Raw genomic sequence first — 19,735 nt, 5'->3', positions numbered from 1 at the left:
AGCAAAACTTAGCCTTTTCCAACCTACAACTCACAACGTCTTATAAATAAAGGTCACAATCTGATCGGGTTTGATAAAGTTCTTGCCATTTTCTTCATCATATTTGGCGCTTGGCTTGGCTGCGAGAACATCTTCCAGGCTCATGCCTTTGTCTTTCAACTTTGCGACAGAGCTACGCAAGTCTTTCAGCATGACACCAAATTCAGCAAGTTCTTTCTTATTCGACATGGGTCCATGCCCAGGAATAATTTGCGTGTCGTCATTGGCTAATGACAATCCTTTTTCAACCGCTGCAATGTATCCGTCCACGGTGCCGCCACTGCTGACATCGATAAAGGGATAACCAATATTAAAATAGGTGTCGCCCATATGCAGTACATTGTCTTTAGCAAAATAAATAATCGCATCCCCATCGGTGTGTGCTTTAGCGACGTGATAAACACGCATCTCATCACCATTTAGATGCAAGCTTAATTCGCTATCAAAAGTAATCACCGGTAAAGCCGCTTCTGGAGATGGTTCGACTTTACGACCAAGCGATGACATTTCCAGACCTGTACTCATGCGTTGTCTGACATTGTCATGGGCAACAATTACCGTACCGCCTTTGGCGAAGTTTTCATTGCCGCCTACATGGTCACCGTGCCAATGAGTATTGATTAAATAGCTCACAGGCTGGTCGGTAATCTCAGCAACAGTTGCTTTAATTTTGTCTGAAAGTGGTGCGAACTGATCATCAATCATATAGACGCCATCGTTACCCACCGACAGGCCAATATTGCCACCCTGTCCAAATAGGACATAAATACCGTCTGTTAACTTCTGCGCTTTGATTTCTACTTCTGGACGACTGTCAGCATGTGCAAAAGCCTGACCATTGAACGCCAGCATTAAGCTCAACGCGGTGGCTGTTAGTGCTGCATATGTTTTTTTAAACAAAGTCTTACCCCATATTTGTGTGCATTGAAGTGCTACAGTTTAACCGAAACTTATGTAAAATAATTGTGAATAGGCCCAACAAACACTAAGAGACTTTTATGAATACCCAGCAGGCACAAGAGTTCATCGATAAAAAATGGGACGACGAGATTGTTCCCGAATTGGTTGAGTACATCAAAATCCCCAACAAATCCCCTCACTTTGATCCTAAATGGGATGAGCACGGTTACATGGAGCAGGCGGTGCAGCAGATCGCCAAATGGTGCGATGCGCAGGATATTCCAAACAAGACACTAGAAATTGTGCGTATAGAGGGCAGAACCCCAATTATTTTTATGGAGATTGCTGCCAGCGATGGCACTAATAACCCAGAAGATGACACCATCCTGATGTATGGCCACTTGGATAAGCAACCTGAGATGTCTGGCTGGGAAGAAGGTTTAGGCCCATGGATTCCGGTTATACGCGATGACAAATTGTATGGTCGTGGCGGTGCGGACGATGGTTATGCTGCTTATGCATCCTTAACCGCCTTGATGGCAATCCAGAAACAGGGACTACCGCACGCTCGAACCGTGGTCATTATTGAAGCCTGTGAAGAGTCGGGAAGTTACGATTTGCCCTATTACATCGATCAACTTCGTGACCGAATTGGAGAACCATCATTAGTCATCTGTCTGGATTCTGGCGCCGGTAATTATGAGCAGTTATGGTGCACCATGAGTTTGCGTGGCATGACCAGCGGCACTTTAAAAGTCGATGTACTCAGAGAAGGCATTCACTCAGGCATGGGCAGCGGTGTTGTCCCTTCCTCGTTTAGAATTATTCGCCAGCTTCTAAACCGACTGGAAGATGATAAAAGCGGCCGTCTTTTGCCCAAAGAATTTTATGCGGATATCCCACATCAACGTTTAGAGCAGACCCTTAAAGTTGCCGAAGTGTTAGGTGATGGCATTGTCGAAGCCTACCCCTTTGTCGAAGGCGTTGAACCCATGGCAGAGAATAACTTTGAGCGTTTACTCAACCGCAATTGGCGCCCAGCGCTGTCTTATACCGGTATTGCAGGAATGCCAGAAATTGAAAATGCTGGTAATGTTTTGCGTCCAACCACCTCGATAAAACTATCGTTGCGTCTGCCACCAACAGCCAACAGCAAAAAGGCCACGGAAGCATTAACCAAAATTTTAACAGAGAACCCACCGAGCGGAGCCAAAGTTAGCTTTGAATCGGATCAGGATGGCAATGGTTGGAACGCACCAGATGTTGCACCCTGGTTAGCGGAATCACTAGAACGCGGTTCTGAAAAGGTTTATGGCAAACCAGCCATGTACATGGGCGAAGGCGGCACCATTCCTTTCATGGGAATGTTAGGCGAAAAATTCCCTGAAGCACAATTCATGATTACCGGAGTATTAGGCCCAAATTCAAATGCCCATGGTCCAAATGAGTTTCTGCACATACCATTCGCCAAAAAGCTCACCACCTGTGTCTCGCAAGTGATAGTTGATCACTTCAATCGCAAATAGAACCTACCAAAAAAGGCGCTTAAAAGCGCCTTTTTTTGCTGCATTTACAGCCAATCCGTCAGCACAAACCCAACACCCAAGCGGTTCACATGACGGTTGTAATCGATCAAGCTCTCTCCATACCCATTGAAATACTGAACGTAACCACGCAGCTTACCATCGTCATCTAGCGGAAAAGTCCAGTCTAACTGTACAGCACCTTTGTTATCACTGCGCAGGTTATTTCTAATCATAACTCCAAAGTTTTGCTCATCCCATTTATAAGCGGTATACAGCTCGAAGTAGCCCATGTAATCGTCTATATCAGGGTTGTCATCGCCATCAGGTTGTAAGGGGTCATCTTTACGCTCTTCCGGAATTCGCCACCAAGGATTAAACAGTACAACCCAGCGGTCTTTTTCAAAAGCTATTCGCGCATACAGTCGATTCCAGCTACGTGATTTTAATCCGCTTTGACCATTAGACTGATGCGAGACACCTGTTGAGAATATTGGAATTTGCCAGCCTCCAACCTTCCAATCGGTAGCCCAGGAAGCAAATACTTCCGGCTCATGATTAGTTTCGCGAAATGGGCTGGACACATCAGAATTGTATGCTTGCCAGTAAGACTGGCCGGTATAAGCAAAGAAGAGTGCACTATTCTCACCAAATGCCTCTTCCCAAATAGGAGTTTTAAAACTTACCTGAAACTTCACCTCGATATTATCGACTTCTCGATCTTCCCCAATTGCATCCAAACTGGCTTGGTTAGGCCTATTATTAAACGTCACTGGCAACAAATAGTTTGGTTTATGGGGCAAGATTGCAAAACGATTATCACTGGCGCGGTACTCCAGTCGTAATCGTTTCTTAATGACATCAGAGTCTTCTGTTTCAGGTTTTCCTGAGTCGTCTTGACTTCCTTGTGTGAAACTATCATCAGGAAGCAACTCTTTGCTGGGACGATAAATAGCTAAATTGCTGTCTTTAGAACAATACGCCTGAATTTCCGATATCGGAGTTTCTTTATCGCGCTTGTCAAATTCTTGCAAGATACATCGATCATAATCCTCTTTCACACCCTGCAAGGTTTCTTTGGAATGATCGAAAATGTCCTTTTTGTCTTTAGCCGCCACTTCTTTTTCTTCAGAATTGAGATCCTGCTGCTCTTGCTCATTTGCAGCAAAGCCAGCAACAGGACTTAATATTAAGAATATCGCGCAAACTAAAAATAAAGTCTTAGACTTCATAGCACCACAATGTAGTAGAGTTAGATTGCAGAAAATTGTAGCAGATTAAAATGAAGCCGACATGAATAGTTGTGATAAGTGGGAACAATGACAATAAGCCAAACAGGCAACCTCAAAAGAGGTTACCTGTCTAACTCACCGACTACCCCTCCACAATCCCTTTGAGGTTTTGCAGACCTTTTTCATACTGAGGAGCTACCGCCCGTTCCATCATGAAAAAGCCCATATAGCGACCGATTAAATCATTTCCGAAGTCAGCATCGAGGGTCCATGTCACGCGAGTCTGATCATAAGAAACCTCATCAAGGACAAATGAGCTTTCAGCTGGCATTTGCTCCTGGCCAAACTTCATTTCGAACTTAACCATGTTTGGATAGTTACTCTCTATAATCTTATAAGTACCAGAGCCCACTTCTTTCATCTGACTATCCCAGGCCATAGTCGCGCCCATTCCGCTTTGCGGACCAGTGAAAGTATAAGTAGCGTTGGGATCAATTTCAGCCCATGGAGACCAGTTATTGAAGTTTTGCAGATTGTTAACTTGATTGAATACCGTATCTTTGGTTGCTTCTACAGTAATAGAGCGCTCGATGTGTCGCGTTTGAGGTAAGAGGAAACCAACCACAACCAGAGCAGCGGCAAGAACCGCGATAATGATTAGTAACCATTTAAGGAACTTCATAGAACCTCCAACATTCAGGGAGAGTTACTACTTTAGCTTAAACTAATGCAAATATGCAAATTTAGTGACGTGGTTCACGCTTTAGCGCACAGCTGTGCGCTAGTTAGAGTTAGGGCAGATGGCACTCCAAATAAGCATTGCCATACACTTCCAAGTCACCCTGTAAATAATCAGGATAAATATCGAAGCCATAATACTCTCTATCATGCTCCCAGCGCTGTTTGAGATCTTGATATAGGATCTCAGCACCAGCCTCGATTCTGTTTTTTATATCAGCATAATCTTCACGGTCAGCGTAGAGTCTTTGAATGCTATCTCTCCAACCTACAGAATCCAAAAACATGCCTTTTAAAGCCGGATCACTTTGATGAATATCAACCTGCAACTTTTCATAAGCTAAGCTTTTTGCAATCAGCTCTTGAATAACAACCTCGTCACCAGACTTTGCATCTAATCTCTTTGCCGCCATATCAAGCAACAAAGTCATTTCAAAAATTGCCCCAACCTTTCCAAAAATAGCAGCGTTATAAAGGTAACTCTCACCTTCATTAATACCATCAAGATCAACTTTATGGTGATTCACAATATCTTTGGTTTGATCCGAACTGCGATAGCGACTGTCAGGTCCTGAGAGTCTAACCCCTAAAGCCGAAAACCAAATTTTCTCTGAACCATAAATGATCATAGCCTTGGCATCATTTGAATCAGCAAGAGATTTCAATGTTTCAAAAGGCATTCCTTGGTACACACCCTCTCCTGCAAGCTCATCTTCACTAAGGTAAAAGACCTGAATCGTTTGATTAAACTGCTTATCCAGCTCCGGATACTGTTCTGCGAGCTGCTCTTTACATAGATTTGAAGGAACCTGCTCTTTAGACTCCTTAGACACCACATTTTCTTCTTTAACTGAAATAACTTCTCCGTTTCTCTTATCTTCAGTTACAACAACTTCAGATGATTGATCATTTGAGTATTGAGAAGCTTCAATTAAATTCTCTTTTGGGATATCAGAGTCTTCTTTCGCCTGGAACAGCAAAATAAAAATAACAACTAACAAAGCAAGTGAGAATATCAACGTCTTCTTCATAACAGTTCTAACTTTCGCTATTTTACCTGCCCATTAATTCAATAGCTTATGACAGGCTTCCATTGCTTCACTATATTCAACCAAATCATCCGTGATGAATTTTGGATGGGTTGGTAAACCATAATATTCACGTCGCTCTTTCCAGCGACTAAATAACTCTTCAAACTCGTAATCAGCTCTTTCCTGAACATTGGCCTTAAACGTTTTGAAGTCATCCCTTTCAACAAAGGGTTCAAAAGCTTTTCGTTGCACAGATTTCAGTTGGCTTTTCATGATTTCTTGCATGATTCCATCTTCACGGTGAACTTCGTGAGCCAGTTCAGAGTAGGCCAGAATTTTTGCGATAAGTTCCTGTACCTTCTGTTCATCAGTATCTTCACTTAATCGCTTCATGCCTAAGCTGGCCAAGGACGCATACTCACCCAAGCCTCCTACTTTTCCAAGAGTGGCGACACGAAATAAGTACTCTTCGCCTTGTTCCAAAAGCTCGAGATCAAGCTTATGACTTTTCGCTATCTCACTTCTTTCTTCTCCACTTAACTTGGGTAAGTCGCTGTGCTGGTTAATCATTAAACCGGTTGTCGCTAACCACACTGTTTCAATACCAAGTACAAACAAGGCATCAACGTCATCGGCTTCCGCCAGAGACTTTAAACTCGCTGTTGGCATGGTTTGATAGGGACTAATACCGGCAGCCATTTCGCCATCGGCATAAAGCTCAGAAGTGACTTTATATAACTCAATATCCATTCCTGGATATTTTTGATCGACCTTATCAGCGCAATCCCTGAAAGCTGGATAAATATTTGCCACCTGACTCTTCTCCGCTACTGGCTCTTCTTTTTTAGCAGTACCTTTCTCTACCGAGACTGTTAAATCACTGGTACTTGCAACTTCCTGTGTGATTTCTTGTTCAGGCTCCTGACTTGTTTCTTCATTCTTTCGAGATTGCTCTGTTTCAGATCCTTGCATCCAATAGATTATTGAACCAATAACTAGCAGACTAACTAACAGTATTAATATCTTCTTCATAAATTGCTAAAGCTCCTTCAAGCACTTCTAATCCTGCGCCTTTTTGGTAGGCGTTTTCACTAAGATATCGGCGCCACAATTTTCCTTTAGGCTGGGCAAAAAACAGGCCGAGGATATGGCGGGTCATATGGCCTAGATAAACATCTTGATCTAGCTGACTTTGTATATAGACCATGTATTCACGGGCTATTTCAATACGTGACGGGATATCATAATCCTTACCATAAAACCGATTGTCGACCTCTGCCAAGAAATAGGGGTTATGGTATGCCTCGCGGCCAATCATGACACCATCAGCGTGCTTCATATGGTCTTCAGCTTGGTCGAGTGTATTGACGCCACCATTGACGATGATTTCCAGCTCAGGGAAGTCTTTTTTAACTTGATAAGCGATGTCATATCTTAGAGGTGGGATTTCGCGATTTTGTTTAGGACTTAATCCGCTGAGCCAGGCTTTTCGAGCATGGATGATGAAGGTTTTTACTCCGGCAGATTGTACCGTATTGATAAAATGATGCAGATGTTCATAAGAATCCAGTTCATCAATGCCGATGCGACTTTTAACCGTTACCGGCACATCCACGACATTGGCCATCGCTGACATGCACTCAGCCACCAGCTCCGGTTCTGCCATAAGACAGGCCCCAAAACGACCATTTTGCACACGGTCACTGGGGCAACCGACGTTCAGATTAATTTCATCGTAACCAAAATCTTCGCAGATTTTCGCGCAATGTGCTAAATCCTTTGGGTCGCTACCCCCCAACTGTACGGCGACCGGATGCTCTTCCTGATTAAATTTCAGGTGACGTTCAGCCCCGCCATGAATAATGGCACCTGTAGTAATCATTTCGGTATAAAGCACCGCATGTTTTGTGATCAGACGCATAAATCGTCGCTGATGACGATCGGTCCAGTCCAGCATGGGTGCGATACAAATTTTTCGATCTAATGCTTTTTCCACGATTCGATTACTATTAGGCGTTTGTGCTTTGGGGCGTTATTATATGATCCTTTGCGATAAGACCCCAGTTTTCAGTGCCATTTCTTGGGGCTTATTGGATCGGGGTTAACTATTGAATGAGAAGGCGCTCAGTAGTTTGGGTGCGGGAGATAAAACGATGACAACAATTCGATTACTAGCATTTGGCATTTTAGCCATCGTTCTTAATGGCTGTGCCACACTGTCCGAAACAGAGTGCGCTTCAGGCAACTGGTATCAAGTCGGCTATCAGGACGGTAAATTTGGCCGTGATTCCGACTATGTGCTTAATCATGAATCAGCCTGTATTGAGTATGGCGTTCGCCTTAATCGTGACCAGTATGAGCAAGGTCGCCAAAAAGGATTAGAAGTTTACTGCACCGGACATAATGGATTCCAGCACGGCGTTAAGGCCAGCCAAGCTAATCAGAACTGCACTGTCGCCTTCCCAGAATACTTAGCAAGCTACAAAGATGGACTCTTTTCACGCCACGAAAACTTACAAGTTCACCTTGACGAACTAATGCGCGAACATGAAATACTTCGCCAGGCCATTCGTCGCATCGAAGATGAAAAAGAAAAAGAACGTTTGAATCTAGAGTTGGATGACATCGATGAACAGATCAATGACACCAAGAGTCAAATCAGCCGAGTGAATTACTTATTGGATATGTATCGGTAAGACCAATTTGTCATAAAAAAACGGGGCAAAAGCCCCGTTTTTTTACCGCATATGATTAACGGTTACGTAATGCTTCGATTCGCTTATCCAATGGAGGGTGTGATAAAAATAAACTACCGAACTTTTCCTGGAACGAACCGGTACGACCATTCTTCAAACCAAATGCAGTGAAAGTTTCACCCATATCCGATGGCATATCATATTCAACTTTAAGCTTTTCTAGCGCTGAAATCATAGCACCTGAGCCTGCCAGTTGCGCACCAGCTTCATCCGCTCGAAACTCCCGACGGCGCGAGAACCACATCACAATGGTGCTGGCCAAAATGGTCAGAATAATTTGTGCCACCATCACCGATACGAAATAGCCAATACCAAAACCACGTTCGTTCTTAAGAATGACGCGGTCAACAAAATGACCAATCACTCGTGAGAAGAATAAAACAAAGGTATTCACCACACCTTGAATCAGAGTCAGTGTCACCATGTCACCATTAGCTACGTGGCCAATCTCATGCGCTAACACCGCTCGCACTTCATCACGGTTCATGCGTTGCATCAAACCCTGACTGACTGCAACCAAGGCTTTATTTTTGTTCCAACCAGTAGCAAAAGCATTTGACTGCGGAGACGGAAAAATACCCACTTCCGGCATACCGACTTTAGCGTCACGCGCCAAGTCCGCCACAGTGTTTACCAGCCACTGTTCAGTTTCATTGCGAGGCTTATCAATCACCTGCACATGCATGGAACGCTTGGCCATCCATTTTGAAATCAACAGTGAAATAAATGAACCGCCGAAACCAAAAATGGCACAGAAGATAAGTAAGGCATTTAGATTTAAATCAACGCCATTTTCTTCCATGATGCCATTAAAGCCGATAAGGTTTAGAACCGTACCAGCCAGGATTAAAATCGCTACGTTGGTTAATAAAAACAAACCAATTCTTAACATGTCTTTCTCCGTTAAAGAAATAACCGCTCACGATGAGCGTACACTACTGACTAATATATTGGGGTTATGTGCCAATCTACAAGTCAATTTGGGGCCAGCAAACCATTAAATTTGTAACCAAGTATAAGCCTATAATAAGTAATTAAATATCAACAACTTAATCAGCCAATAGAGGCCTAAAGCTATGACAATAATTATCATAATCAGTTTACTGTTTGGTTTAAGTTTTGCCACGCTTTCCTTTAGGTTTTGGGAGTACTGGTTCGTTTTCGCTTTAAAAACACTACTTTAATGACCAGATACAGCCCGCTTAAGGTCATAAACAGCGCCAAAAATGCGGCAAAAACTACCAACGGATGGTTGAAGTCAGTGCGATTTTTGTAATCCATAATGTGCAGCATCCAGAAGAAATCAAACACACGCCAGGTATCGTTACGTCGCGCAACCACTTCTCCATTGTATGGTGAAATATAAACACGGGTATTGTCGCTGTCATTGAATTGCGCTTGCCAGATGGGTAAGCCTTTACCACGAACCTCACCCAACTCTTCAGATAATAAGGTAAGCTCCGCCAATTCCCCCTGACCGCTAAAGTCAGCTAGAGCAACCTGTCGTGCCAGAGACTTATCCAGCGGCGAGAGTTTCTTTCCCGTGGTTGCGTCTACAATAGCTTGTTGTTCTTTATTTGTTGCAACCCACACCGGTTTCCCCAACAACCCTTTTAAAGTGATACTTTCAGGCGCAAAATCTATTTGTTGTAGTGCCTGATTGGCAGTAATTGAAACTTGTCCGTCGTCGAGACTGAAAGCTACCGGCTGAGCCATAGTATGTTCACCACGAACTTCTTCGATATCGAAAAATGTCATGACGAAACCGCCGGCGGCCCAGAACAACACCTGGATACCAATAATCAAGCCAAGCCATTTGTGGAATTTACGGAAGAAAACAATCGGCTTCATAATGAATCACTTTTAAAGAAGGAATTTAATCACTGATATGGATAACCAGCTGTCGATTATGACTACCGTGTCTGTGTTCCCAAAGATAAGTACCTTGCCAGGTGCCGAGCGCTAATCGCCCATCCACAATCGGAATACTTAGAGTGGTTGCTGTCAGTGCAGCTTTGATATGCGCAGGCATATCATCCGCGCCTTCGTAGATGTGAGTATAAAGTGGATCATTTTCAGGCACCAATCGATTAAGCCACTGTTCTAAATCCCGCTTAGCACTGGGGTCAGCATTTTCCTGAATAAGCAAACTGCATGAAGTATGGCGCACGAAAATATGGCAGATACCAATTGTCTTTCTGGATTTACTAACCAGTTGCTCCAATTCAGAAGTGAACTCATGCAGAGCCTGCCCCTGTGTTTTAACAATTAAGGTTTCTGAAAAACTCATATTACATTTCGTTTGATTTGTTTTTGTAGTAAAAGCGCACTCGTCGCGTTACCCCGCAAAATAGAGTATAGGGAATGGTATCGGCAAAGGGTGCAACGCTTTCAGCGGGTAATTCTTTACCCCAAAGCACAACACGATCACCCACAGCATCCTGACAATCTGGCCCCAAATCCACCGCCATCATATCCATCGACACTCGCCCCACCAAAGGGACAATACGACCATTTAACCAAACTGGTGTACTGTTTCTGGCATGACGCGGATAACCATCACCGTAGCCAATTGCTACAAGTCCTAAATTGGTGTCTCGATCTGCAAACCAATGGCGGCCATAACCTGTGGACTCACCTTTCTTTATTGGCTTAATCGCGAGAACTTGCGACTCCAGTGACATGACAGGCTTCAGATCATAATCGGATGCTTCGCTGCCAACTAAGGGCGAACAGCCGTATAACAACAAGCCCGGACGCACCCAGTCATAATGGGCGCCTTTCTGCGTTAATATACCGGCAGAATTGGCCATCGATTTTTCGGTGGTGATATTCTTAGTGGCTTGATCAAAAGCTTCCAACTGCGTGCTCGAAAATTCATCTTCTGGATCGTCCGCCGAAGCAAAATGCGACATTAATCGAATCGGGTTAGCGAGTGAAGGAATCTTGGATAAAGTTGACTCAATTAACGCCAAATCCTGCAAAGCAAAACCCAGGCGATTCATGCCTGAATCCAGCTTGACCCAGACTTGAATTTTTTTGTCAGTGTTGAAGTTTTGTAGCGCTTCTATTTGAGGCCAATGATGCAACACAACTTGTAAATCATGCTCCACCACCAACTCTAAATCTTTAGCATTGAATATGCCTTCGAGTAACAGAATCGGTGTCTTAATCTCGGCTTTGCGCAGCGACAGAGCTTCCTGTACGGTTGCTACCGCAAACATGTCAGCACCATCAGTAAGTGCCTTAGCAACTTGTACCAGGCCATGCCCATAAGCGTCGGCTTTGACCACCGCCATCACACGACTACCATTAGCAATCGTTTTAATCGTATTCAGGTTATGGCGTAATGCCGCCAGATCGATAATCGCTTTGGTTGAGCGCATAAATATGCCTATCTCCTAATAACCTTGCGCTTCGTAATCTTGATGCGCGAGGTTATCAAATCGACAGAATTGGCCCTGGAAACTGAGTTCAACGCTTCCAATAGGTCCGTTACGCTGTTTACCAATTTTAATTTCCGCAATACCTTTGCGCTCGGTTTCCGGATGGTAAACCTCATCTCGATAAATAAACAGAATCAAATCCGCATCCTGCTCAATCGCGCCCGACTCACGCAAATCCGACATCACCGGGCGACGGTCGCTTCGCTGCTCCAGGGAGCGGTTAAGCTGTGATAACGCAATCACTGGAACTTCCAGTTCTTTAGCCAGCGCTTTCAATGAACGAGAAATTTCACTGACCTCAAGGGTACGGTTATCGCTCATGCCCGGCACCGTCATTAGCTGCAGATAGTCGACCATAATCAAGCCCACGCTGCCGTATTCGCGAGCCACCCGACGCGAACGTGAACGCATCTCAGCCGGCGACAAACCACCCGCGTCATCAATTAACAATTTAGTATGGTTTTTTAGCTGTAAAACGCCACTATTAAATTTGTCCCAGTCTTCACTCGATTGAATCTGACCAGAACGAATCTTATTCTGCTCAAGACGACCCAACGATGAAATCGAACGCATAATGATCGACTCACTCGGCATCTCAAGACTAAACACTAAAACCGGCTTTTCCTGATTCAAGGCCACATTCTCAACGATGTTCATGGCAAAAGTGGTTTTACCCATCGACGGACGTGCCGCCACAATCACCAGATCACCCGCCTGCAAACCGGAGGTCATCTTATCCAGATCAGAGAACCCGGTAGCCAGACCGGTAATACCGCCCTTGGTCTTTTGAATGGTCTCAATCCGTTGAATCGTGCTTTTCAGAATGTCTTCGACTTTGCTCGGCCCTTCGCCGCTGGCTTCGCGAGCCTGCGAAATGGCGAATACCTTGCGCTCAGCCATATCCATCAATTCAGCAAGGCCACGCCCTTTTGGATTAAAGCTGGCATCAGCAATTTCATTCGACGCCGAAATCAATTGGCGCATAATCGCTTTTTCACGCACGATCTCAGCATAAGCGCGAATATTAGCGATACTTGGCGTGTTTTGAGCTAAATCACCCAGAAATGCCATGCTAATATCAGTGTCGCCTTTATGTTCCAGATGCTCCGACAGCGTAATCACATCCATCGGCTTCGCCGTATTGGCCAACTCCTCCATCGCCTTGAAAATCTCACGATGGTTTTTCACATAAAAGTCAGTGGACAAGAGCATCTCAGACACCATCTCCCACACTTCATTATCCAGCATGACACCACCCAGCACCGACTGCTCGGCCTCGATAGAATGCGGAGGAATCTTTAAGTCTTTGATTTTATTATCTGATTGATTGGCTGTAAGCATTTTTAGGTTCTAGCGTTAACAATAAGTTTCGGTCGCATTCAAAACACTGAACACAAACCCATTCATAAACCACAAGAGTTTACCACGTAAGCCATTTTAACTCTTATGCAGTCAACAGCAATACAATAAACCTATGGATGACTTGAGGATAAGTTGTGGATAAGTGCTGTGATGAAAAACTTGTCATTGCGAGGCCTTTGCCGTGGTGACCGTAGGAAATGCCCATGGTGCAATCTCGTTAAATAAAAGGTGAAGTCTATTTATCCAAACATAAACTTCCGTACCCTAGGCAGGGCCTCCCCCCTTGGCGCACCGCTCTACTCTTTATAACTAATGACCACCCACATAATCGACACTTGTATCAATAGACCAATGATAATAAAGTCTTACGAATCAATTCGTAAAATAAAATGTTAGCATTCACTACAACTACGAGGTTACGGAATGACTGATTACATATATAACTCACGCGGAAATGCTGTGGGCTATATCCGTGGTAAGTACATCCATGCAATGAATGGCAAAGCAGTTGGTCAGCTCAATGGAACTCACGTCCATAAATTGTCTGGCCAATATGTTGGCGAACTTCACGAGCAGATGATTCTGAATAAACGGATGGGGAACTTAGGAAATATCGGAAACCCTGGAAATCCAGGGAATGCTGGTAATCCGGGAAATCCAGGCAATCGTGGTTCGCGCAATTACGGTTTTCCCGATGTATCAGGAGTGCTATTTGGTAGTTAAAGCTAACAATCGCCATCAAAACGCCGCTTTGCGGCTCGACTCGCTACAAGTTGCTCGTTTTTGTGGCGGGCATTATATTTATAAGGAGATAAAATGTCGTTCAAAAATCGTATAAACTTAAATCCAGGTGAAGAGTTAGAGTTTGTAGAAACTTTTGCAGCTGGTTCATTAGGGCAAAAAGAAAAGCATAGATATGACATCTTGGATAAAGATGGAAATAAAGTTGGTCGTGTTCAATACAATGAAACCACAGATTTAAATTCCCCACATAATACCAGCTATGAAGTTATTAAATATGATAATAGTGGAGAAGTAATACTTAGGGAGCGCTGGTGCGATTAAAATATAACAAGAAGCATCGGTCGCTACGGCTTACCTGCCGCCGCTGTGTTAGGCGTGACATTTCTTGAGGAAAGTCCATGAGCACAGAAGAACTAATCAAGAAAGTTCTTGAGGAGAATTTTGGCCTTCAAGTGGAAAAAATTCCTGAGTGTGAGCAAAAAACACCAGACTTCTTTGCCCATGATGGGGAAGGAAAATATCTAATTGAAGTTAAAGAAAAAGAAAGCAATCCTGACATAGCCCAAGGGTGTGAGGAGGCTCTATCAAACGGAGAGCTTTACGAGATTGCCCAGTCTATTGAACCTAAAACCACTTTGGCTAATATCGTTCGCTCGGGAAAGCGCCAAATTGATTCATTTGTCGAAGATGATAATACTTTCAGAATAGTTTGGGTACATTGTATTGGCTTGGCTTATTCCGCAACCAAAGACCAAATTCTATCCGGAATTTATGGTTCAGAAACAGTCGTTGATTGGGGCAATAAAGAAGCATTTTCGGGAACTTGTTATTATTTTAATGAAAGCCAGTTCTTTAAGTATAGAAACGATATTGATGCAGTAATTGTGTCTTGTCGTAACTCAGAAGTGCAAATGTGTCTAAACAACCACTCTCCAAGGTATCTAGCGTTGAAGTCCTCATCATTATCCGTCAACTTCAAGCAGGGATTATGCGATCCATTGGCTCAGGAAGAAGACGGTATCGCTTTTATCGTTGATGCACCTATCGACCGTCGTGATAAGAATGCGGTGCTTGGCTTTTTAAAAGAAAAATATAAAACCGAAGAGCTCATGGTAATGCCCATGAAGCACTTTGAAGCCCATGTGGCTGTACCGCATGACGAGAACTAATGAGGTCAGAGTAAATTAATTAATGCCAACCCACCCAACCATACTCTTCGACGGTGAATGCAAGCTCTGCTCTGCTTGGGTGCCGTTTGTAATCAAGCGTGATCCTGATGCTGTTTTTAAATTCTGCTCGGTTCAGTCGCCCAAAGGTCAGGAGCTTCTAACTGAGCTAGGTCTTGATACCGACAATTTTGAGACAATGGTTCTGATTGAGGATGACAAAGCCTATTTCCGTTCGGAAGCTTTCTTTAAGATTATAAGTCGACTCAAAAAGCCGTGGCCCTGGCTTGGTGTATTGCGTATATTCCCATTAGCCTTTCGTGATTGGTGTTACGACCGCATTGCGCTTAATCGCTACAAGCTTTTTGGTAAACACAACTACTGTATGCTTCCGAGTAAAGAGATTATGGATCGATTTTTATGATGAGTATTTCACTGGCCAAACGCTGGTTACAGATCTTAGCTATGATCCATATCGTTGGTGGCTTGCTGTTACCCCTCATGATTTATACCCCGCTAGCTACACCCTACTTCGATCACCTTCAAACCGTTTTCCCTGACAGCAACCCAGAGTCGCTAAGATTCTTAATTGGAGTCTTCGGGCCAACTGTCGCCAGCTGGGGTTTGTTATTTTTCTACGCTATCGGAAAGGCTTTTGAGAGTCAGACACGAAAAGATTGGTGGCTATTAGTTTCTGCAGCTCTTGTCTGGGCAGTATTAGACACAGCCTTCTCCATCGCCAATAATGTTTTTGCGCATCTGTATCTGAATGGGGGAGTTTTAATTCTATTTTTACTTCCTTTGTTTCTTGCAAAGTATCACTTTCGTGCTAAAACATCTTAGAGGTTTATTGCCAGATACTAAATTGGGTTAAACAGCTTTAGAGGTTACTATGCAAATTACAGGTTCATGTCTTTGCGGCAAGGTACAATTTGATATCAGCGATAATTTTAACAGCTTTTATCTTTGCCATTGCTCCAGATGTCGAAAAGCAACTGGAACTGTTCATGGGGCAAATCTATTCGCTACCAATGCTACTATAAACTGGCTCAGTGGGAAGGAGATGGTAAAAACATTTAATTTACCAAACACTCGTTTCACCAAAAGCTTTTGCACAGAGTGCGGCTCACCAGTGCCCACCGAAATCAAGGATAAGCTTGTCATCGTTCCAGCTGGAAGCTTGGATACCTCTCCAACTATTAATCCTACTGCTCATATCTTTTGTGACGACAGGGCAAGCTGGGAAGATGCGTTAGAAAATATCAAACGATTTCCTGGTCTGCCTGAATAATAGTGATTTAGTACGAATAATAAGTCTAAGTTTATATTGTATTTTATGGCGTTTGAGCTAAGCCAAGGCGAGGCAAAATGATTTGAGAAAGAGGAATGGACTTTTGGGTCCATGAGCATTTCGAGAAGAGTTTTAACAAAGCATTGGCGACGATCAAACGCCAGAAAAAGAAAAGGCACCCGAAGGTGCCTTTCTTATATTACTTACGAGCTTAAGCTTGCGCTTCACCAACAACAACAACTTTGATGTTAGCTTCAACTTCTGGGTGCAAGTGCACTTCAAAAGTGAATTCGCCAGTTTGACGAATCGCGCCTTCTGGCATACGAACTTCTTTCTTCTGAAGTTCAACGCCTTGTGCTGTAACTGCGTCAGCGATGTCAGCTGTGCCAACAGAACCGAACAATTTACCTTCATCACCAGCGTTTGCTGTGATAGTCACAGTTAGGCCAGCTAGTTGGTCTGCACGCGCTTGTGCTTTAGCGAATTTCTCATCAGCAGCGGCTTGTAGTTCAGCACGACGCTCTTCGAAATGTTTAAGGTTATCCTTAGTTGCAGGAACCGCTTTACCTTGTGGAATCAGGAAGTTACGACCATAGCCAGCTGCTACGGATACGCTATCACCTAAGTCACCAAGATTGCGGATTTTTTCAAGTAGAATGACGTTCATCGTTATTTCCTCTTAAAAATGCCGCTTATTCGTGGCTGTCAGTGTAAGGCAATAAAGCCAAGAAACGAGCGCGTTTAACAGCAGACGCCAATTGACGTTGGTATTTTGCGCTTGTGCCTGTGATACGGCTAGGTACGATCTTGCCTGTTTCAGTGATGTAGTTTTTCAATGTTGCGGTATCTTTGTAATCGATCTCAACAACACCTTCAGCCGAGAAACGGCAGAACTTACGACGACGATTAAAACGTGCCATGATATGTCTCCTTATTACTCAGCCGAAGCTTCTTCAGTTGATTCAGATTTCTCTTCTTTAACTTCTGCTTCACGGCGAGGTTTTTCATCTCTCTCGTCTTTCTTAGCAGCAGCCATAGGAGAGGCTTCGGTAACAGCTTCTTTACGACGCATTACCATGTTACGCAAGATTGCGTCATTGAAGCGGAATGCATCTTCAAGCTCTTCGATAATTTCGCCAGTAGTTTCAACGTTCATTAAAACGTAGTGCGCTTTATGAAGTTTGTTGATTGGGTAGGCTAGTTGACGACGACCCCAGTCTTCTAAGCGGTGAACTGTGCCAGCGCCGTCTGTGATCATCTTTGTGTAACGTTCGATCATGCCAGGCACCTGATCAGATTGGTCAGGGTGCACTAGGAATACGATTTCGTAGTGTCTCATTAAAGTCTCCTTTCGGTTTCCAGCCACCAATAACTCTTTGATTTATTTAAGAAGTTAAAGGCAACAAGGAGTAAACCAGATTGTCAAAAAATTAGTGGATAGCCACTAAGGGCGCGTATTTTAAGGATTTTAGAGGTTTTGGTCAAGGTAAATTGACCTTAGCTGACGACTGTATTAGTATCACCCGAAATATGGAGATTAGAACAATCGCTTTGGATTCTTTGCGCAACAAATACCCTTTCCTGCTCGGCAAGAGCTTTTTCCGAACCCATTCCTGGCTGTCTTTGGATATTATCTCTGCGCTGGCTATTATTGGCATTTTGACCTTTGTGTCACTCAAGACTTTACCTGATTACTTTTATAAAGTAGCGTTTGTTGAGGGACTCACTAATCATTTACTAGAATCGAGGGAGCGTCAGCAAGAATATTACGCCTGGCATGGTCACTTTGAAGATACTCAATATACCAATAAGCCCCTTGTTAACGCAGCGCAACTCCCAAAATTTAAAGAGCTCATCAGCACTCAAGGTAAAACGGTGATGGTGATGGAGCCATTTTATCAATACCCCGAAAGCAAATTAACCATTACACTGGACGATACTAATAATTCAGTCATTCGCCCTATCTGTCAGATAGAGCACAATGAAACTTTTCATCTCATGCCTTATATGTGCAAGTTAAACTATTATGAAAAACGATAATCAACTTTTCTATTTACGCCAGTTTGTGCATTTATTAGCAAAAGGCGAAGAGCCACGTACAGCCTTTAATATTCTGGTCAACGAGGTTCCCAAAAGCCAACTGGAAAGCTGGCAACAGGCGCATACCATTTACGAAGCGACCCAAAGTCTGGAAAGAGCCTTTGAAAAATTAAGTATAAAAAGTGCTTCGCCGATCACCGAGCAACTTAGGCGGGGAAAAGAACTAGGACTGCCTGAAGTTGAGGTGCTGCAAAATTGTGTCGATGCCAATAACAGCGAACTGCAAATTGCACAAATCATCAAGAGTCGCTTACTGCGAATTCTGAGTTACTGCGCTTTGTTGAGTGTTATTGCTTTAGTGGTTCTGACTACTTTCAATCTCTATCTATCACCGATCTATAGTTCTGTGCTGCTCGATGGACAGCTGCATTCCAGTGGTTTTGTTGCTCGCATGGATGTATTGCGCATGCAGTCCTGGTGGTCACTGCTACTATATTTGCCTCCCGCCATAATTATTGCACTGTTTGCACTAGCCAGTTTCAAGTCGGCGGAATCCTTCACTCAGGGCAAGTTCTTAACGAAACTCCCTATTATGAAAGGGATTATGTTCCAACTGAGCCGTATTCACTTTGTCCATAATCTCAAAGCATTCCACCAAGGATTACCGGAAAATAAAGCTGAGCGATTAAGTGCCCTAAACTCGCCTTTCTTTAGTAACTCGGAGCGTTTCACTTTTGACAAGTTGTTCACCCCACAAGAGAAAGAGCAACTGCTTGCACTGTTTGCGTTACAAACCTTTGAGCAGGAAAGCCCCAACTTATTAAGCTCAGTTGAAACTCAGGCCATTGAGTCGGTTCATCAGAAGACTGGGATCATCGCTACCCTTCTGCATCTATTCTTAATTTTTATCGTTTTCCAAATCGTGATATCGATTTATCTGCCTATTTTCCAACTTGGAACAGGATTCTAAATTATGAAACACCCAATCAAAGCATTTACCTTAATTGAATTAATGGTGGTCGTGGCCATTATCGGCATTTTAGCCGCGATCTCCTTACCCGCCTATCAAGGTTATATCGTGCGCGCCAAAGTTGCTGAAAGCATAGCCCTGTCCAGCGAAGTCCAAAGCACGATTAATGAATATTATAAATATCACACCAAGTTTCCGGCTGATAACCTTGAGGCTGGGGCGCCCAAGCCTGAACATTTATTGGGTAATTATGTCAGCGGAATTCAGGTGGAGGATGGTGCCATTCATGTAACACTGGGCAATAAAGTTAATGCCCCATTGGATGGCAAAATATTAAGTATCAGACCGATTTATGTCACCGCCAGTCCAACCAGCCCTATTTCCTGGGTTTGTGGTGGCGACCAGCCACCAGAAGGTATGAGTGCGGCTGGTGAAAATAAAACCACAGTAGAAGCTAAGTACCTGCCTTCGAGTTGCCGTTAAGATTTCATCCGGGC

At 43.7% G+C, this 19,735-nt stretch carries 25 protein-coding genes; 11 read left to right on the top strand and 14 right to left on the bottom strand.

The genetic code is table 11. From position 1 onward, the window contains the following. Window positions 1–30 precede the first annotated feature (30 nt). Window positions 31–939 carry an MBL fold metallo-hydrolase gene (locus KKOR_RS02960; protein WP_228638741.1) on the bottom strand — a complete coding sequence of 303 codons (909 nt, stop codon included), beginning with the start codon at window positions 937–939 and terminating at the stop codon, window positions 31–33. Window positions 940–1,037: 98 nt separating this feature from the next. On the opposite strand from KKOR_RS02960, the gene KKOR_RS02955 reads away from it, so the two are divergent. Further along, window positions 1,038–2,465, top strand: a complete 1,428-nt coding sequence (locus KKOR_RS02955) for a M20 family metallopeptidase (RefSeq protein WP_012800523.1) — start codon at window positions 1,038–1,040, stop codon at window positions 2,463–2,465. Between the two features lie 44 nt (window positions 2,466–2,509). Here KKOR_RS02955 and KKOR_RS02950 read toward each other — a convergent pair whose 3' ends face one another. From KKOR_RS02950 to dusA, 5 genes are all read right to left on the bottom strand, one after another. Beyond that, on the bottom strand, window positions 2,510–3,694 hold the full coding sequence (locus KKOR_RS02950; RefSeq protein WP_012800522.1) for a phospholipase A: 1,185 nt from the start codon (window positions 3,692–3,694) through the stop codon (window positions 2,510–2,512). 142 nt (window positions 3,695–3,836) lie between these two features. Then, window positions 3,837–4,376, bottom strand: a complete 540-nt coding sequence (locus KKOR_RS02945; protein ID WP_012800521.1) for an SRPBCC family protein — start codon at window positions 4,374–4,376, stop codon at window positions 3,837–3,839. 109 nt (window positions 4,377–4,485) lie between these two features. Further along, a complete protein-coding gene (locus tag KKOR_RS02940; RefSeq protein ID WP_228638729.1) occupies window positions 4,486–5,433 on the bottom strand; it encodes a hypothetical protein in 948 nt (315 codons plus the stop codon). A gap of 63 nt (window positions 5,434–5,496) precedes the next feature. Continuing rightward, entirely contained in the window at window positions 5,497–6,495 is a 999-nt protein-coding gene (locus tag KKOR_RS02935) for a hypothetical protein (protein WP_012800519.1), read from the bottom strand. Continuing rightward, complete coding sequence (gene dusA, locus KKOR_RS02930) at window positions 6,467–7,420, bottom strand: tRNA dihydrouridine(20/20a) synthase DusA (RefSeq protein WP_041295995.1); 954 nt, start codon at window positions 7,418–7,420, stop codon at window positions 6,467–6,469. The genes KKOR_RS02935 and dusA overlap by 29 nt, the downstream gene beginning before the upstream one ends. A gap of 196 nt (window positions 7,421–7,616) precedes the next feature. Between dusA and KKOR_RS02925 the strand changes: the two genes are divergently transcribed. Then, window positions 7,617–8,159, top strand: coding sequence for a DUF2799 domain-containing protein (locus KKOR_RS02925; RefSeq protein ID WP_012800517.1), 543 nt, complete (start codon window positions 7,617–7,619; stop codon window positions 8,157–8,159). A 55-nt stretch (window positions 8,160–8,214) separates the two neighbouring features. Here the strand turns inward: KKOR_RS02925 and htpX are convergent, their stop codons facing one another. From htpX to dnaB, 5 genes are all read right to left on the bottom strand, one after another. Beyond that, window positions 8,215–9,111, bottom strand: a complete 897-nt coding sequence (gene htpX / locus KKOR_RS02920; protein WP_012800516.1) for a protease HtpX — start codon at window positions 9,109–9,111, stop codon at window positions 8,215–8,217. Window positions 9,112–9,353: 242 nt separating this feature from the next. Continuing rightward, on the bottom strand, window positions 9,354–10,070 hold the full coding sequence (locus KKOR_RS02915) for a PepSY domain-containing protein (protein WP_012800515.1): 717 nt from the start codon (window positions 10,068–10,070) through the stop codon (window positions 9,354–9,356). Between the two features lie 25 nt (window positions 10,071–10,095). Then, window positions 10,096–10,509, bottom strand: a complete 414-nt coding sequence (locus KKOR_RS02910) for a secondary thiamine-phosphate synthase enzyme YjbQ (protein WP_012800514.1) — start codon at window positions 10,507–10,509, stop codon at window positions 10,096–10,098. Between the two features lies 1 nt (window position 10,510). Beyond that, on the bottom strand, window positions 10,511–11,605 hold the full coding sequence (gene alr, locus KKOR_RS02905; RefSeq protein ID WP_012800513.1) for an alanine racemase: 1,095 nt from the start codon (window positions 11,603–11,605) through the stop codon (window positions 10,511–10,513). A gap of 15 nt (window positions 11,606–11,620) precedes the next feature. Beyond that, window positions 11,621–13,006, bottom strand: a complete 1,386-nt coding sequence (dnaB, locus tag KKOR_RS02900) for a replicative DNA helicase (protein ID WP_012800512.1) — start codon at window positions 13,004–13,006, stop codon at window positions 11,621–11,623. A gap of 444 nt (window positions 13,007–13,450) precedes the next feature. On the opposite strand from dnaB, the gene KKOR_RS02895 reads away from it, so the two are divergent. From KKOR_RS02895 to KKOR_RS02870, 6 genes are all read left to right on the top strand, one after another. Continuing rightward, window positions 13,451–13,750, top strand: coding sequence for a 4-fold beta flower protein (locus KKOR_RS02895; protein ID WP_012800511.1), 300 nt, complete (start codon window positions 13,451–13,453; stop codon window positions 13,748–13,750). Window positions 13,751–13,843: 93 nt separating this feature from the next. Further along, a complete protein-coding gene (locus KKOR_RS02890) occupies window positions 13,844–14,092 on the top strand; it encodes a hypothetical protein (RefSeq protein WP_012800510.1) in 249 nt (82 codons plus the stop codon). A 77-nt stretch (window positions 14,093–14,169) separates the two neighbouring features. Further along, complete coding sequence (locus KKOR_RS02885; protein ID WP_012800509.1) at window positions 14,170–14,940, top strand: hypothetical protein; 771 nt, start codon at window positions 14,170–14,172, stop codon at window positions 14,938–14,940. Between the two features lie 22 nt (window positions 14,941–14,962). Then, window positions 14,963–15,361 carry a thiol-disulfide oxidoreductase DCC family protein gene (locus tag KKOR_RS02880; protein WP_012800508.1) on the top strand — a complete coding sequence of 133 codons (399 nt, stop codon included), beginning with the start codon at window positions 14,963–14,965 and terminating at the stop codon, window positions 15,359–15,361. Further along, window positions 15,358–15,780, top strand: a complete 423-nt coding sequence (locus KKOR_RS02875) for a hypothetical protein (RefSeq protein ID WP_012800507.1) — start codon at window positions 15,358–15,360, stop codon at window positions 15,778–15,780. The genes KKOR_RS02880 and KKOR_RS02875 overlap by 4 nt, the downstream gene beginning before the upstream one ends. 49 nt (window positions 15,781–15,829) lie before the next feature. Beyond that, window positions 15,830–16,228 (top strand): GFA family protein, encoded by a 399-nt coding sequence (locus KKOR_RS02870; protein WP_012800506.1) that lies wholly within the window; start codon window positions 15,830–15,832, stop codon window positions 16,226–16,228. 211 nt (window positions 16,229–16,439) lie between these two features. Here the strand turns inward: KKOR_RS02870 and rplI are convergent, their stop codons facing one another. The 3 genes from rplI to rpsF are packed head-to-tail and all read right to left on the bottom strand — an operon-like array spanning window position 16,440 to window position 17,567. Then, window positions 16,440–16,895: a 50S ribosomal protein L9 gene (gene rplI / locus KKOR_RS02865; RefSeq protein ID WP_012800505.1), complete on the bottom strand. Its 456-nt coding sequence runs from the start codon at window positions 16,893–16,895 to the stop codon at window positions 16,440–16,442. 25 nt (window positions 16,896–16,920) lie between these two features. Beyond that, window positions 16,921–17,148 (bottom strand): 30S ribosomal protein S18, encoded by a 228-nt coding sequence (gene rpsR, locus KKOR_RS02860; RefSeq protein ID WP_012800504.1) that lies wholly within the window; start codon window positions 17,146–17,148, stop codon window positions 16,921–16,923. 14 nt (window positions 17,149–17,162) lie between these two features. After that, the gene (gene rpsF, locus KKOR_RS02855; RefSeq protein WP_012800503.1) at window positions 17,163–17,567 is read right to left on the bottom strand and encodes a 30S ribosomal protein S6; all 405 of its coding nucleotides are present in this window, start codon (window positions 17,565–17,567) and stop codon (window positions 17,163–17,165) included. 191 nt (window positions 17,568–17,758) lie between these two features. Here rpsF and KKOR_RS02850 point away from each other — a divergent pair, with 191 nt between their 5' ends. From KKOR_RS02850 to KKOR_RS02840, 3 genes are read left to right on the top strand one after another with little or no spacing between them, the layout of a single operon-like run. Then, complete coding sequence (locus KKOR_RS02850; RefSeq protein ID WP_012800502.1) at window positions 17,759–18,268, top strand: hypothetical protein; 510 nt, start codon at window positions 17,759–17,761, stop codon at window positions 18,266–18,268. Then, window positions 18,255–19,238, top strand: coding sequence for a type II secretion system F family protein (locus KKOR_RS02845; protein ID WP_012800501.1), 984 nt, complete (start codon window positions 18,255–18,257; stop codon window positions 19,236–19,238). Before KKOR_RS02850 ends, KKOR_RS02845 begins: the two co-directional genes overlap by 14 nt. Before the next feature lie 3 nt (window positions 19,239–19,241). Further along, a complete protein-coding gene (locus tag KKOR_RS02840; RefSeq protein ID WP_012800500.1) occupies window positions 19,242–19,721 on the top strand; it encodes a pilin in 480 nt (159 codons plus the stop codon). Window positions 19,722–19,735 lie beyond the last annotated feature (14 nt).

The sequence above is a fragment of the Kangiella koreensis DSM 16069 genome, from assembly GCF_000024085.1.
In the GTDB taxonomy this organism is placed as follows: domain Bacteria; phylum Pseudomonadota; class Gammaproteobacteria; order Enterobacterales; family Kangiellaceae; genus Kangiella; species Kangiella koreensis.
The sequence above is the reverse complement of the archived record's forward strand: the minus strand, read 5'-3'. Positions and strand labels throughout refer to the sequence as shown.